General features: G+C 69.2%; 10 protein-coding genes. 9 read left to right on the top strand and 1 reads right to left on the bottom strand.

Features of this window, described 5'->3' with window-relative positions; all coding sequences use genetic code 11:
- The first annotated feature begins 64 nt into the window (after positions 1–64).
- From AC3ARF_RS14180 to AC3ARF_RS14170, 3 genes are all read left to right on the top strand, one after another.
- Positions 65–2,947: a M16 family metallopeptidase gene (locus AC3ARF_RS14180; RefSeq protein WP_498928967.1), complete on the top strand. Its 2,883-nt coding sequence runs from the start codon at positions 65–67 to the stop codon at positions 2,945–2,947.
- 100 nt (positions 2,948–3,047) lie between these two features.
- Positions 3,048–3,371, top strand: a complete 324-nt coding sequence (locus AC3ARF_RS14175; RefSeq protein WP_498928965.1) for a DUF4156 domain-containing protein — start codon at positions 3,048–3,050, stop codon at positions 3,369–3,371.
- Between the two features lie 167 nt (positions 3,372–3,538).
- Positions 3,539–4,555 (top strand): 3-oxoacyl-ACP synthase III, encoded by a 1,017-nt coding sequence (locus AC3ARF_RS14170; protein ID WP_498928963.1) that lies wholly within the window; start codon positions 3,539–3,541, stop codon positions 4,553–4,555.
- A 112-nt stretch (positions 4,556–4,667) separates the two neighbouring features.
- On the opposite strand, the gene AC3ARF_RS14165 is transcribed toward AC3ARF_RS14170, so the two are convergent.
- Positions 4,668–5,603 (bottom strand): hypothetical protein, encoded by a 936-nt coding sequence (locus tag AC3ARF_RS14165; RefSeq protein WP_498928961.1) that lies wholly within the window; start codon positions 5,601–5,603, stop codon positions 4,668–4,670.
- Positions 5,604–5,778: 175 nt separating this feature from the next.
- Between AC3ARF_RS14165 and AC3ARF_RS14160 the strand changes: the two genes are divergently transcribed.
- The 6 genes from AC3ARF_RS14160 to tagF all read left to right on the top strand — a co-directional run bounded on the left by AC3ARF_RS14160 (position 5,779) and on the right by tagF (position 15,049).
- The gene (locus AC3ARF_RS14160; protein ID WP_498928959.1) at positions 5,779–6,720 is read left to right on the top strand and encodes a M15 family metallopeptidase; all 942 of its coding nucleotides are present in this window, start codon (positions 5,779–5,781) and stop codon (positions 6,718–6,720) included.
- 153 nt (positions 6,721–6,873) lie between these two features.
- Positions 6,874–7,401 carry a PAAR domain-containing protein gene (locus AC3ARF_RS14155; protein ID WP_498928957.1) on the top strand — a complete coding sequence of 176 codons (528 nt, stop codon included), beginning with the start codon at positions 6,874–6,876 and terminating at the stop codon, positions 7,399–7,401.
- Positions 7,398–8,099, top strand: coding sequence for a peptidoglycan recognition protein family protein (locus tag AC3ARF_RS14150; protein WP_498928955.1), 702 nt, complete (start codon positions 7,398–7,400; stop codon positions 8,097–8,099). Before AC3ARF_RS14155 ends, AC3ARF_RS14150 begins: the two co-directional genes overlap by 4 nt.
- An 824-nt stretch (positions 8,100–8,923) precedes the next feature.
- Positions 8,924–10,180, top strand: coding sequence for a hypothetical protein (locus AC3ARF_RS14145; protein ID WP_498928953.1), 1,257 nt, complete (start codon positions 8,924–8,926; stop codon positions 10,178–10,180).
- A gap of 25 nt (positions 10,181–10,205) precedes the next feature.
- Positions 10,206–14,063: a type VI secretion system membrane subunit TssM gene (gene tssM / locus AC3ARF_RS14140; RefSeq protein ID WP_498928951.1), complete on the top strand. Its 3,858-nt coding sequence runs from the start codon at positions 10,206–10,208 to the stop codon at positions 14,061–14,063.
- The gene (gene tagF, locus AC3ARF_RS14135; protein WP_498928949.1) at positions 14,063–15,049 is read left to right on the top strand and encodes a type VI secretion system-associated protein TagF; all 987 of its coding nucleotides are present in this window, start codon (positions 14,063–14,065) and stop codon (positions 15,047–15,049) included. The genes tssM and tagF overlap by 1 nt, the downstream gene beginning before the upstream one ends.
- Position 15,050 lies beyond the last annotated feature (1 nt).

The following is a 15,050-nucleotide window of genomic DNA, read 5'->3' as shown; positions in this document are numbered from 1 at the left end:
CGCCCCCCGCCGCTACCATCAGCGGTCGCCCGTTCCGGGCGCTTCCGTTACAAGGAGTGTCGTAATGACCGTGTTTGCCCGGCCGCGTGCCGCCGCCCTCGCCCTTGCCCTCGCCACCGCGATGGGCGGGCTGACCTTTACCCCGGCGCCCGCGCTGGCCAAGGCTCCGGCCAAGGTCGACATCGCCTATGACCAGTTCACCCTGCCCAACGGCCTGCGGGTGATCGTGCACACCGACCGCAAGGCGCCGATCGTCGCGGTCAACCTCTGGTACCACGTCGGCAGCAAGGACGAGCCCAGCGGCCGCAGCGGCTTCGCCCACCTGTTCGAGCACCTGATGTTCAACGGCTCGGAGAACCACCCGGGCGAGTATTTCGAACCGTTCGAGCTGATCGGTGCCACCGACATGAACGGCACCACCAACCAGGACCGCACCAACTACTTCCAGAACGTGCCGACCACCGCGCTCGACACCGCGCTGTGGATGGAGTCCGACCGCATGGGCCACCTGCTGGGCGCGATCGACCAGAAGACCCTGGACGAGCAGCGCGGCGTGGTGCAGAACGAGAAGCGCCAGGGCGAGAACCAGCCCTATGGCCAGGTGTGGACCAAGCTCGGCCAGGCGCTGTACCCGAAGAGCCACCCGTACGGCCACACCGTCATCGGCTCGATGAACGACCTCAACGCCGCGTCGCTGGATGACGTGAAGCAGTGGTTCCGCACCTGGTACGGCCCCAACAATGCGGTGCTGGTGCTGGCCGGCGACATCGACGTCAAGACCGCCAGGGAAAAGGTGGCCAAGTACTTCGGCCACATCCCGGCGTCGCCGACCATGGCCCAGCCCAAGGTCGACGTCGCGGTGCGCAGCCAGTCCACCCGCGAGGTGATGCAGGACAAGGTGCCGGCGGTGCGCGTGTACCGCGCCTGGAACGTCGCCCAGGTCGGCACCACCGACATCGACCAGCTGCAGGTGCTGGGCTTCGTGCTCGGCGGTAGCAAGAGCTCGCGGCTTGACACGCGCCTGCTGCACGGCGACAAGCTGGTCGACAGCATCAGCGCCGGCGCCCACGCCTCGCAGCTGGGGTCCAACTTCATGGTGACCGCCACCATCAAGGACGGCGTCGACCCGGCCAAGGTCGAGGCGATCATCGAGGAGGAACTGCGCAGGCTGATCGCCGAAGGCCCGACCGCCGCCGAGCTGGAGCAGGCCAAGGTCGCGACCCGCGCCAGCTTCATCCGCGGCATCGAGCGCATCGGCGGTTTCGGCGGCAAGGCCGACGCGCTGGCCGAGTGCGCCATCTACACCGGCAACCCGGGTTGCTTCCGCGACTCGCTCAAGACCATCGAGACCGTCACCGCCGCCGACCTCAAGGCCGTGGGCGCGAAGTGGCTGGGCAAGGGCGACCACACCCTGGTCGTGCAGAAGGGTGAGCGCACCCCGCTGCCGGAAGACCCGGCAGGCACCCCGGCGCCCTTCCAGCTGCCGACCGTGGACAAGAAGTACAAGACCACCGCCAGCGCCGTCGACCGCAAGGCCGGCGTGCCCATGCCGGGCGAGTTCCCGCAGCTGACGTTCCCGGCCCTGCAGCGCGCCACGCTGTCCAACGGCACGCAGGTGATCCTGGCCGAGCGCCATGACATCCCGGTGGTGCAGATGAGCTACCAGTTCAACGGCGGCTTCACCGCCGACCAGGGCGCAAAGCTTGGCACCTCGAGCTTCGCCATGGGCATGCTGGACGAGGGCGCCGGCGCGCTGGGCACGCTGGCCTTCGCCAACCGTGCCGAAGCGCTGGGCGCCAACCTCGGCGCCAGTGCCTCGCTGGACGGCAGCAGCGCCTACCTGTCGGCGCTGAAGGAGAACCTGGACCCGTCGCTGGACCTGTTTGCCGACATGCTGCGCGCGCCGCGCTTCGACCAGGCCGAAGTGGACCGGATCAAGGCCAGCTGGATCGCCGGGATCAAGCAGGAGAAGGCGCGTCCCACCTCGGCCGCGCTGCGCGTGCTGCCGCCGCTGCTGTATGGCGCCGACCACGCCTACGCCATTCCGTTCAGCGGCACCGGCACCGAGGCGTCGATCGCCAGCCTGACCCGCGACGACCTGGTCGCCTTCCACAAGGCGTGGGTGCGTCCGGAAGGCGCCACCCTGATCGTCGTCGGCGACACCACGCTCAAGGCCATCGTCCCGCTGCTGGAGAAGCACCTGGGCGACTGGAAGGGCGAAGGTGCCGCGCCGGCCGTGGCCCTGCCCAGCGCCGTGCAGCGCCCGGCCCAGCCGCGCGTGTTCCTGATCGACCAGCCGGGCGCGGTGCAGGCCAACCTGTTCGTCGGCCAGCTGATGCCCTCGTCCACGGACCCGGGCGCGGTCAAGCTGGACGTGGCCAACGACGTCATCGGCGGCTCGTTCACCGCGCGCCTGAACATGAACCTGCGCGAGGACAAGCACTGGTCCTACGGCGCGCGCACGCAGTTGGTGAGCGCGCTGGGCCCCCGTCCGTGGCTGGCGGTGGCGCCGGTGCAGATCGACAAGACCGCGGAGTCGATGAAGGAAGTGCAGCGCGAGGTCGCCGACTACGTCAGCGGCAAGGCGCCACCGACCGCCGCCGAAGTCGCCAAGATCCAGGCCAACGAAAGCCGCAGCCTTCCCGGTGCGTACGAGACTGCCGGCGCGGTGATGGGCACCATCGGCGGCATCGTCCGCTACGGTCGTCCGGACGACTACGTCACCCGCCGCAACGCCGAGATCGCGGCGCTGACCCCGGCGCAGGTGGCGGAGGCAGCCAAGGCCATCGACGCCAACGCCCTGACCTGGGTGGTGGTCGGTGACCTGAAGCAGATCGAGGCCCCGGTGCGCGCGCTCAACCTGGGCCCGGTGCAGGTGCTGGACGCCGACGGCAAGCCGGTGGCAGCGGCCACCGCCCCCGCCGCCGGCGGCGCCAAGGCGAAGTAAGCGCGGGCGAAGTCATCCGCGATTCATCGCCGCGGTTCGCAATCGACACCGCCCCGGGCGACAATCCGGGGCGGTTTCGTTTCCCATTCTGGAGTTTTCCATGCGCCGTCTGCTGCCCCTTGCCATCGCCACCGCCGTGCTTGCCAGCGGATGCACCTGGGTGCACATGGCCCCCGGCGCCAGCAGCGTGCGGGTGGTCGCCGCGGGCGCCGCGCCTGCCGGCTGCGAGAAGCGCGGCGAGGTGGTGGTCTCGGTCAAGGACCGCCTGGGGCCCTACGAGCGCAACACCCTGCGCGTGCGCGAGGAGTTGGAGACCCTGGCCCGCAACGAAGCCCCCGGCCTGAACGCCGATACCGTGCAGCCGCTGGACGAGCCGCGCGACGGCGAACAGCGCTTCGCCGCCTGGCGCTGCGCGGGCCGCTGATCCCGCCTGCGCAGCCCTCAGCCTGAATGGCGGGGGGCTGAACCGGCAGGCAACGTGCCGACAACGTCCGACTTTCGATATTCGGTGAACGGACCCGGGGCGGTCGGATGCGCCGCGGCCACGAAGGCGTTAATCTTTCGTGTTCTACGCCTTCTGGTTCCACGCCCATGCTGTTCCAACACGTCGCCATTGCCGGCCTGGCCCACATCGACGCGCCGCGCCGCCTGAGCTCGGCGGAGATCAACGCCCGGCTCAAGCCGACCCTGGACCGCCTCGGGATCAAGACCGACGTGCTCGGCGACATCGCCGGCATCCATGCGCGGCGCCTGTGGGACGGTGACGTGCAGGCCTCCGACGCCGCCACGCTGGCGGCGGTGAAGGCGTTGGCCGACGCCGGCATCGAGCCCGATCGCGTGGGCCTGCTCGTCAACACCTCGGTCAGCCGCGACTACCTCGAGCCGTCCACCGCCTCGATCGTCTCCGGCAACCTCGGCCTGCCCGACACCTGCCAGAACTTCGACGTGGCCAATGCGTGCCTGGCCTTCATCAACGGCATGGACATCGCTGCGCGCATGATCGAGCGCGGCGAGATCGAGTACGCGCTGGTGGTCGACGGCGAGACCGCCGACCTCGCCTACGAGAAGACGCTGGAGCGCATGACCCGCGCCGACGTCACCGACCAGGACTTCCGCAACGAGTTGGCCACCCTGACCCTGGGCTCCGGTGCCGCCGCGATGGTGCTGGCGCGCAGCGAGCTGGCCCCGGGCGCGCCGCGCTACCGGGGCGGCGTCACGCGCGCCGCGACCGAGTGGAACAAGCTGTGCCGCGGCAACCTCGACGGCATGGTCACCGACACCCGCATGCTGCTGATCGAAGGCATCAAGCTGGCGACCAAGACCTTCCAGGTGGCCAAGCAGAAGCTGGGCTGGGTGGCCGAGGAACTGGACGAGTTCGTCATCCACCAGGTCAGCAAGGTGCACACCGCCGCCTTCACCAAGGCGATGGGCATCGACCCGAAGAAGGTCATGACCATCTTCAACGAGCACGGCAACATCGGCCCGGCGTCGGTGCCGATCGTGCTCAGCAAGCTGCGCGAGATGGGCCGCCTGAAGAAGGGCGACCGCGTGGCGCTGCTGGGCATCGGCTCGGGCTTGAACTGCTCGATGGCCGAGGTGGTCTGGTAAGCGCTTCGCGCCCCCGACCTTCCCGGTCTGGTCCCCAGGCCAGGCACGATTGACAAAAACCCGGCCGCGCTCACGGCCGGGTTTCTGCATTCTGGAGGCTTGTGCCCGCGGCTCAGTGCCGGGCGCAGCGACGCGGATTCACGCCGGCGCGCTCGCACATCTGTCGTCGGCAGCGTTGGCCCTGCACGCTGCTGGACGTGGGGCACTGCTCCAGCATCGCGGCCAGCGACTGCTTCTGCGGCGCCGCGGCGGGTGCGGTGCCCGCAGCCGTCGAGCGTGCAGCCGTCGACCGCGCAGGCGACCCCGGTGAAGCGGCGGGATCTGCGCCGCCATTGGGCGCCGCCAGGCCGGGCGCGCGCGCCGGCTTTGCCGCCGCTGCAGGCGCCGTCGCCACGATCGTTCCCGTCGCTGGCGCCGATTCGGGCATGGGAGCCCGATCCAATCGCCGCGCCAACCGGTCCATCGCCTTGGTGTCGCGCTCCGGTGCCGACGGTTGCTGGATGTTGTCCATCAGCGTCTGCAGCAGGCCGGCTTCGCTGGCTCCGGAACGCGACGGTGCGACGCGAGCGCCAGGGGCGCTTGCCGGCACGGGCGCCGCGCTGGCCACGGTTGCCGGTCGCGAGGCGCGCGCGGGTGCACCCGCAGGTGTCGCCTTGGGCGAAGCCCGCTGCGGCGTCGCCTCCATCGCGCTGAACGGGTTGCCGGTGGCCGTCGCGCCGGTGGGGGCCGGGGGCAGGACGGCAACGGCGGCCGCGTCGACCGCCGGGACCTCCACTGACGCGTCGTCGGAGCCGGCGTCGCCCGCAAACGGATTGGCCACCGGTGCGCTGGCGGGAGCAGCCTCCACCAGCGTGGCCGTGGAAGGCGCCTCGGGCACGTCGACCTGCGCGACGGGGTCGGCGACCGCGTCCGTCGTCTCGGGTTCGCCATCGCGATGCACCAGCGCCCAACCCAGCGCGGTCGCCGCCAGCAGGCCCAGGCCGCCAACCAGCGCCGCGCGCAGGTGCTTCGACCGCCGCGCGCGCCGCCGAACGGGCGCCGGTTCCATGTCTGCTAGGATTCGCGCCGGCGGTTGGCCGGGCGCGGAACGTTGCGGTTCGGCACCCGCCATCAGGCTGGGGCGCCGTGGTTTGGCATCGTGCCGATCCACGTGGACTCCTTTCCGATCCGGACCCCGCCGGACCATGCGCCCGCATTCTGGGATGCGGCGCCATCACCGTCAAATGCCGTCGCCAGGGAAGGTGCACGTGATCGCTGTCTGGATGTTGATCCTGTTCGTCGCGTTGTCGCTGGTCGCCTGGCTGCTGCTGTTCGACGACGCGCGCGCGCGCCTGGCCGCGCATCTCACTCGCTGGCAACGCGCGGCGGATGCACGCGCCACGCAAAGCTGGGACCGGACCACCGCCGCGGCCGGTGCGTCCACGCGCCAGGTGTCGGCCGGCGCGGGCCGCCTGGGACGCAGCCTGTATCGCTACCGCCTGTGGCTGCTGGGCGCGGCGCTGCTGACCCTGGCACCGCCGCTGCTGATCCTGGGATTGCGCCAGCGCGTGCAGCTCGACAGCTACGACACCAGCCAGGCACCCGCCGAAGACGACCGCATCCTCGCACTGCTGCGCGGCGAGCGTCTCGCGCCGCCGCCGCCGCTGCCGCCCGACGTGTTCCTCGCCGCCGAGGCCGAGTTGATCCCGGGCGCGCCGACGGCCGTCGACGGCACCTCCGCCGAGCGCATCGCCCCCGAGCGCATCGTCACCGCCGACCGTCGCTGGGAGCGCATCCACCCCGACTTCCAGCAACGCGTGCTGGCGCTGTACCGGGTGATGGAGGAGCAACACGGCTACCGCATGGTGCTGGTGGAAGGCTTCCGCAGCGCGCAGCGCCAGGCCGAGCTGGCAGCGAAGGGCGCCGGCGTCACGCGTGCCGGCGCGGGCCAGAGTTGCCACCAGTACGGAATGGCCGTCGACAGCGCGCTGTACCGCGACGGCAAGCTGCAGTGGGACATGCGCGACCCATGGGTGCGCCGCGGCTACTTCCTGTACGGCGAACTCGCGCAGCAGGTCGGGCTGGAGTGGGGCGGGAGTTGGCGCTCGATCAAGGACTACGTGCACCTGGAGTGGAAGGCGCCGTGCCGCGAGGCGCGCCGCGCGGCGCGTGCTGCGGCCGGGTGAAGCGCTGGGCGAATCGCGGGCTGGAAAGGAGACGGGGCGAACGGTCGCCAAGGAGTCGCTCCGGATGAATCGCCCCCCGGTTGCTGCTATCGTTCGTCCCCGACGCATGGATTGCGTCCGGCCGCCACGGCCGCCACCACGGAGCACGGTGCCATGTCCAAACCCTTTATCGTCCTCGGCGACAAGACCGACCACGGCGGCACGGTGGTGGCGGTGTCGTCGCAGACCTTCATCGACGGCAAGCCCGTCGCGCGGCTCGGCGACAAGGTGGTGTGCCCGCAGTGCAAGGGCACGTTCCCGATTGCCGCCGGCGACCCGACGGTGGTGATCGACGGCCAGCCGGTGGCGCGCCATGGCGACAAGACCGCGTGCGGGGCGACGTTGTTGTCGGGGCAGGTGCGGGTGTTTGTCGATACCGCTGGGTGCAGCAATGGCGGGCCTGGATTGACCGCTTTTTCTGTGGCGGAAAGTGTGGCCCGACGGAATCTCGGTGCTTTCGACGAGGCGTTTATCCTCAAGTCCGAGCTGACCGGCAAGCCCTTGGCGAATCGGGGATATCGGATCACCCGCCAAGGCGGTGCGACAGAGAGCGGTGTAACAGATAGCAGCGGAACGACCCATCTCGTAAGAACAGACGCAATCGAAACCATCAAGATTGAGCTTGAGGAGGAAGTTGCGTGAGCAGGAAAATGATCGCGGTCGCTGAGTCCAGAACAACACCCGTTTCGAATACGCAGCGAACGGAGGTGAAGGTCAGGGCGTATGTTGATGACAACGGCTGGGTGCAGAACGCCGGATTCGTTTTCAAACGCATTCCAGTCCTGGAGAAGGGCGCCATCAATGGCCCCGCCGCTCTGGTTCTTCATCGGACCGTTTCAAGCACGGCCGCGTCCGCGCTATCCGCGTTCAGCAGCGGAATCGGCACTCATTTTGTCGTGGACAAGGATGGAACTACCTACCAGTGCGCCAGTCTTCTCAAGAAGACTGCCCATGTCGGACCCATCCGATCGCGCTGCCACGCTGATGGCACCTGTTCCGCCGAGGAGTTGGCATCCTTCAAGCAATGGAGCAGCAGGATGCCCTGCTATAACCATGAAAAGAAGAAATGGTACCCCGCCCGATATCCGATGAATGAGGATAGCGTGGGGATCGAAACCGTTGCCATGTACCACGAGCGCACACGAACATGGGATGCGCCTACGCCAGCGCAGAAGTCGGCCATCAGAAATCTGGTGGGAATCCTCAAGGAAGAATATGGGCTGGACGACGCAGATATATATGAGCACGACAAGATCGCGTGGAAGACTGAGGGTGAAGGCGCTGGCTTGTATCACGTGCTTGACGTGCCTCGGGTGCAGTCAGGGCTTCCGGACGGATGATGCACGCGCAGATATGGGTGCTCATGTAATTCAAATTTCAGCAGCCGAGGTAGACCTTACGGCCTCAGCGCAAGAAAGTGCCGCCGAAGCCTGCCCAAGTTGGAGATTGACTGCTGCGCAGGCCGAGCTGTTCTTCATGCTCAGCAAGGAGATTGATTCGAGGACCTACCATCACACGTATGACACGATGCCATGCAAAATCAGTGGCGTAGTGGAGGCCGATGGCAAAGTCTGGAAGTTCACGATCAATGGTGCGGCGAAGGCTCAGTGGTGGACCGAAACGAGCATTCGGTACTTGGGATGCGAAGCCAAGGAATGTGAGCCGCTAGTGATCGATCCATATGTTGACCCATCAGGGCTGTAGCAGCATGGTTGTTCGCTCTGGACGTTGGCCCAAGAACGAGCGCAAAGCGCGGGATGCTTTCCGGCTAGCTTCATGCTGAAGTAGCTTGGGTGGTGCGGAAACGCGCATCTCGCCGTGAGGGATGGCGCCAGTAGTTCACGGACAGAAAGGTAGTCAGGGAAGACCGAATGTGAGTGATATGTCGTACATGCGCCCGTTATTTGCGGGTGGTGGAATTTATCTCCTGTCAGGGTTGGGGGCGGTCTCCGTGTGGCGCATCACCGGAGCGAGTCCCGGTGCCGGCGATCTGCTGGCCTGGTTAATTGTGGTGCCGACAGCTCTCGTTGCGACCGGCTGGTTGGGTCGACGCTGGGTTCTTGCGCACCGCGCAACAGCGGCGGTCCACACGGTCACGGGCTCCCCGGTCGCAGACGATAAAGCCATTTCTGGGCTGTCCAGCCCTAATGGAGCGACACTGGCGGTGATTGCCTCCGCCCTGTGGCTGCCCGCCGGCCGCGAATCATTCGACGTGATCGACGCGCTGCGTCGCCATCAACGCCCGCGCCTGCATGCCACCCTGCGCGATCTGCATGGTTTCCCGACCATTGTGGCCGACGTCGAAGGTCTGGATGAAGCAGACGCCGACTGGGGTGTCGCGCCCGAGACCGCGGTCGACGACTCCCAGCGTCGCGCGCTAGCGCTGCTGCGGCCGGTGGCCGAAGACCTGCTGCTGGCGGCGCTCCCACCCGACGCCGAGGACGTCGGCGACGAGCCGGTCGTCGCTCATGCGGGCCCGGCGATGCACCCGTACGCGATGCATCATTCGCAGTCCGCGCGCGCACCGGCCGCGCAGCAGCGGGCCACGCTGCGCGTCGTGCTGCTGGTGTCCACCGCGTGGCCTGAAACCGCGCGCGACTACGCCACGATGCGGTTGCGGACGCTGGCTGAGGCGCTTGGCCATGACGCCGACGGCATCGAGTCCCTTTGTCTCGCCGTGCACCGCGAGGGCGATGCGTGGCAGTGGTTGGCGGAGCAGGCCAGCCTGTTGCACGAAAGCAGCGTCGCCGGTGATCGCCTGTTGTTGCTGGCCACGGATTCGCGCGTGTCGGAATCGCACGTCGAGCGCCTGCACAGCGAAGCGCGGCTCCTGCGCGCCGGCGTCCCCGAGGGCGAAGTGCCCGGCGAAGGCGCTGCCGGACTGCTGCTGGCCGCAGCGCGCCGGCCACCCATGGGGGGCAACGCTGCACGCAACGACACCCCCGCGCCGTTGCCGCACGCCGATCCCTTCAGCTCGGACGAAGCCACTGCCGTCCACCTGTACCTGCCGCGGGTCGCACGCGTGAACGCCAACGACCGCCCACGCGCCGCAGCGCGCACCAGCGGTGACCTGATCGCCCGCGCACTGGAGCTGGCCGGGTGCGACCTGACGTCGCCGCTGCAGGTGATCACCGGCGCCGACCACCGCCCCAGCCGCATGACCGAGGCCGCCACCGCACTGGTCGCGCAACGCCCCGACCTGGATCCGGTGGACGACGCCCTGCACGTGGGCGTGGCTTGCGGCGCGCTGGGTGTGGCTGCGCCGGTGGCGCTGCTGGCGCTGGCGGCTGCGCAGGCGCGGGACACCGCCACGCCGACGCTCGCCTACTCGCTGGCCGACGACACCACGCGCGCCGTCGCTGTGTTGGCACCCGCCGGCTTTGAACCCCACCCGTCCGCTGACGTTGCGTCGGCGGCATGAACCGTGTTGATGGATTGATGCCGTGATGAGCACCCTCAGGTACTGGTTGAGCGATTACCGCGTGCTGGCCGCGCTGGCCTTGGCCGCCACCGCGGCGGTCGCGTATTTCGGCATGGACAAGCTGGGGCGCTTCGGCCTGCTGCTGGTCCTGCTGTGCTGTGTGCTGGGAGTGGCCTGGCTGGTCGTGTGGGCGTTCCGGCGCATGCGCGCGCGCCGTGCGGCGGCGTCGCTCGAAGCCGTGGTGCAGACGCAGGGTGACGAAGCGGTGGCCAACGCGACGCCAGCCGCACGCGCCGACACCGAGCAACTGCGCGAGCGCATGGGCGAGGCGGTAAGGGCGATAAAGTCGTCCAAGCTCGGCCAGTTCAAGGGCAACGCGGCGCTGTACGAGCTGCCGTGGTACGTGATCATCGGCAACCCGGCCGCAGGCAAGAGCACGGCGATCCTCAACTCCGGCCTGCGCTTCCCGTTCGAAGACAACCGCAGCAATGTCATCCGTGGCCTCGGCGGCACCCGCAACTGCGACTGGTACTTCACCACCGAAGGCATCGTGCTCGATACCGCCGGCCGCTATTCGGTGAGCAGCGAGGACCGGCTGGAATGGCTGACCTTCCTCGACCTGCTCAAGCAAAATCGCCCGCGCGCGCCGATCAACGGCATCCTCATCGCCGCCTCCATCGGCGAGCTCTCAGGCAGCAAACCGGAGTTCGCGATCGAGCTCGCCAAGAACCTGCGCCAGCGGGTGCAGGAACTGACCGAGCGGCTGGAAGTTTTCGCCCCCGTGTACGTGGTGTTCACCAAGGCAGACCTGATCGCCGGCTTCAACGACTTCTTCCGCGGCCTGGACCCGGCCGAGCGCGAGAATGCCTGGGGCGCGACGCTGCCGTACGCGATGGAGCGACCCGGCGAGCCGCGCGCGGACACCGATGCGCTGGCCGCCTTCGACCAGCACTTCGACCTGCTGGCCGAGGGCCTGCGCGAGATGGGCGTGGCGCAGATGGCGATGCTCCGCGGGCGCGACGTGCCGCCGGGCCTGCTCACGCTGCCGATGGAGTTCGCCGGGATCAAACCGGCGCTGCGGACGTTCATCGCGACGTTGTTCGAGGACAACCCGTACCAGTTCAAGCCGGTGTTCCGTGGCTTCTACTTCACCAGCGCGCTGCAGGAAGGCGTCGCCGTGCAGCCCGCCTCCGATCGCGTGGCCCGACAGTTCGCGTTGGGGCCGGGCCAGGGCCACGGCGAGCGCCTGCCAGTGCTGGAGAGCAGCCACTTCCTGCTCGGGTTGTTCCGCCGGGTGATCTTCGCCGACCGCGACCTGGTGCGGCAGTACGCCAGCCCCAAGCGCAATCGCCTGCGCTATGCCGCGTTCGCCGCGGGTGCCGGCGTGCTCGCGCTGGCGCTGGCGGGCTGGACGTGGTCGTACACCGGCAACCGCCAGCTGGTGGCCAATGTCACCGCCGATTTCGACAAGGCGGTCGCGCTGCAGCGGGAGCGCGTGGACCTGCAGTCGCGGATCGAGGCGCTGCAGATCCTGCATGACCGATTGGCGCAGCTGGACCAGTATCGCAAGGACAACCCGCTCGCGCTCGGCCTGGGCCTGTACCAGGGCGATCGCATTGAAGCCAAGCTCCGGGCGGAGTTCTTCCACGGCATGCGCCAGCTGATGCTGCAGCCGGTGACCGCACGGCTGGAGGGCTACCTTGGCGAGGTGGTCGCGCATCGCGACCACGTGCGCACGCCGGTGCCCGGCGCCGACGCGCAGGGCGCGGCCGCAGGCCTGGTGTCAGCATCGGGGCCGGTGAATGCATCCGCCATCGGGGTGGGCAACGACGCGCTGTATCGCGAGGCTTCGCCCACCGACGCCGAAGACGCCTACAACGCGCTGAAGACCTACCTGATGCTCGGCGATCGCAGCCGGGTGGAGGCCAGCCACCTCGACGACCAGCTCACCCGTTTCTGGCGGGGCTGGCTGGAAGCCAACCGCGGCAGCATGTCGCGCGAGGAGCTGTTGCGCTCGGCCGGCCGCTTGATGACGACGTACGTGGCGCTGTCGGCGGACCCGCAGTGGCCCCTGATCGAGCCGAAGTTCGGACTGGTCGACGACAGCCGCGAGACCCTGCGCCTGGTGATGAAGGGGACGCCGGCGCGCGACCGCGTTTACGCCCAGATCAAGGCGCGCGCCGCCACCCGTTTCACCCCCGTGACCGTCGCCAGCCTGCTCGGCGAGGACGGCGCGCGCGGCGCGGTGCAGGGCAGCCACTCCGTGCCCGGCACTTTCACCCGAGCGGCGTGGGAGGAGTACGTCCACGACGCCATCCGCGAGGCCGCCAACGCCGAACTCAGCAGCACCGATTGGGTGCTGGAGGCCACGGTGCAGGACGACCTGACCCTGGCAGGCAGCCCCGAACACGTGGCCAAGGAGCTGACCGCGCTGTACAAGGCCGACTATGCGCGTGAGTGGAGCCGCTTCCTGCAGGGCGTGAGCGTGCCCGAGTTCGGCAGCTTCGAACAGGCCGCGGCGCAGATGGACCGCATCGGCGATCCGCGCAACTCGCCACTGCGCAGGCTGCTGGAAGCGGTGAACCGCGAAACCGTGTGGGACAACCCGGGAGCGCAGCGCGCCGCCGAAGGCGGCGGGCTCGTAGCCTGGTTCAACCGCGTGGTGCTCGGCCGCACGTCGCAGGCCAGTGGCGAAGACGGCAAGCCCACGGCGGTGGCAATGGGCCCGATCGGTCGTGAATTCCAGGGCCTGGCGCGGTTGATGCAGCCGCGCGACGGACAACCGGCCCTGGCCGACGCCTACTTCGAGGCGCTGGGCAAGCTGCGCAGCCGCCTCAACGCGATCAAGGGCCAGGGGGATCCGGGCCCGGGCGCGCGCAAGCTGATGCAGGAGACGCTGGACGGCAACAGCGGCGAAATCGGCGAGGCACAGCGCCTGGTCGACGAGCAGATGCTCAACGGCCTCACCGACTCGCAGCGGCAAGCGCTGCGGCCGCTGCTGATCCGTCCGGTGGTGCAGGCCTTCGCCGCGCTGGTGCGCCCAGCCGAGGGCGAACTCAACCGCACGTGGACGGCGCAGGTGTACCAGCCGTTCGAGCAGGGCATTGGTCGCAAGTACCCCTACGACCCGGCGGCCAGCGTGGAGGCGGCTACCGCCGACGAGGCGCAGATCTTCGGGCCCGACGGCGCCGTTGCCCGCTTCAGCGCGGAGGCGCTGGGCGCGCTGGTGATCCGCCGCGGCAACACCATGACCCCGCAGCGCTGGGCCGACATCGGCATCAACCTGCGCCCTGAGTTGATGGACGGCTACGCCGGCTGGGTGGCACCGCTCGGCGGTGCCGGCGCGGCGGCCGGCGGCGGCGGCGCGCCGAGCATGGTCTTCGAGATCCGCCCGGGCCCGGCGCTCGGCCGCGAGTACACCATCACCGTCGATGGCCAGCTGTTGCGCTACCGCAACACGCCGGCCACGTGGACCACCTTCTCCCTGCCCAATCCGCAGGGCACGCCGGGCGTACGTATCGAGGCCGTGACCGCAGACGGCCGCAGCGTGGAAGTGTTCAACGCGCCGGGGGCCAAGGGCATGTCGCGCCTGTTCGAGACCGCGCGCACCACGCCGCTGGGCGAGCAGCACTACCGGATGGCGATTGGCGACGGCGACGCGACGGTGACGATGGAATTGCGCATCGTCAGCGTCAGCCAGGCGCAGGAACGGCAGACCACCGGCGGCAAGCGCGGTGGGCGCCTGCCGGCGGCGGTCGCGGGGCTGGCGGCATCCGTGCCGGCGACGGCCGCTACAACGCCGGCGCAAGGCGCGGCACCCGCCGGCGGCGTGGCCGGCACGGCCGGCAGCGGCCACACCGCCAGCCCGGCGGGAGCGCGCTGATGGTGGCGGTGATCGATACGGCGTGGCCGCTGGGCTACTTCGGCAAGCTGCCGGCCCGCGGCGACTTCGTCCGCGCCGGCGAGCACACGCCCCTGATGGCGCAACTGGACCGGTGGGCCGAGCAGGCCGCCGAGCTGCTCGCCCGCGACCCCGACTGGAAGCGTACCTATGACGCGGCGCCGCCCATGCATTTCGCCTTCCTCGGTTCGCGCAGCCGCGGCGTCGTTGCTGGACACATCCTTGCCAGCCGCGACTCGTCCGAACGGCGCTTTCCGTTCATGGTCGCCAGCCGCTTCGAAGTGGCGCAGCCGCTGCCATTCCTGGCCCGCAGTCCCCTGGCACTGAGTCGGCCGTGGGTGGGCATGGCCCGCCAGGCGCGCCAGGCGGTGACCGCCGGGGACCCGTCGCCGGTGCTGCGCGAACTGGCCGAGACACGCGTGTCTCTGAGCGTGGAGCCCACGCATTACGAGGCGCCGTTCCTCGACTTCCTCGACCTGCAGGACATCGGCGCGATGCAGGCGCTGCTGGACGAGGCCGGCCATCCGGGACGGCTGGCGTGGACGTTGCCCGCGCTTGGCCTGCTGCTGCAGCCGGTGCTGACCGGCGGCGGCGCGCAGATCGACAAGGGCCTGTCGCTGCCGCTGCCGCGTGACCCGCTGTACCGGCCGCTGGTCGCCGCGTTCTGGCTGGACCTGCTGGCGGGCTTCCTCGCGCGCGCGGCTTTCGAACTGGCGGTGCTGCTCCCGGACGGGCCGAGTCCCCGGCTGGTGGTGGGCTTCAACGGCGCCGACGGCCGGACCCTGCACGCGGCGATGGACCCGCGTGCGGCGGACGCACAGCTGATCCGCGTGGATGACGCCGAGTGGGTGGAAGAGCAGGTGGTGGAGGATTACGCGCTCAACCGCCTGGTCAGCTTCCTCGACCGCGACGATCTGTCGTTGCGGATGGCGCGCAAGGTCTTTGGCGAAACGTTTCTCGGGACATGAG

It is taken from the genome of Lysobacter sp. KACC 24251 (assembly GCF_057747755.1).
The sequence above is the reverse complement of the archived record's forward strand: the minus strand, read 5'-3'. Positions and strand labels throughout refer to the sequence as shown.

Excerpts from the sequence above, each read along its gene's own strand:
- tssM (WP_498928951.1), top strand. The coding sequence starts at position 10,206 with ATGAGCACCCTCAGGTACTGGTTGAGCGATTACCGCGTGCTGGCCGCG.
- AC3ARF_RS14155 (WP_498928957.1), top strand. The coding sequence starts at position 6,874 with ATGTCCAAACCCTTTATCGTCCTCGGCGACAAGACCGACCACGGCGGC.
- AC3ARF_RS14175 (WP_498928965.1), top strand. The coding sequence starts at position 3,048 with ATGCGCCGTCTGCTGCCCCTTGCCATCGCCACCGCCGTGCTTGCCAGC.
- AC3ARF_RS14180 (WP_498928967.1), top strand. The coding sequence starts at position 65 with ATGACCGTGTTTGCCCGGCCGCGTGCCGCCGCCCTCGCCCTTGCCCTC.
- tagF (WP_498928949.1), top strand. The coding sequence starts at position 14,063 with ATGGTGGCGGTGATCGATACGGCGTGGCCGCTGGGCTACTTCGGCAAG.
- AC3ARF_RS14170 (WP_498928963.1), top strand. The coding sequence starts at position 3,539 with ATGCTGTTCCAACACGTCGCCATTGCCGGCCTGGCCCACATCGACGCG.
- AC3ARF_RS14165 (WP_498928961.1), bottom strand. The coding sequence starts at position 5,603 with ATGGAACCGGCGCCCGTTCGGCGGCGCGCGCGGCGGTCGAAGCACCTG.
- AC3ARF_RS14160 (WP_498928959.1), top strand. The coding sequence starts at position 5,779 with ATGCCGTCGCCAGGGAAGGTGCACGTGATCGCTGTCTGGATGTTGATC.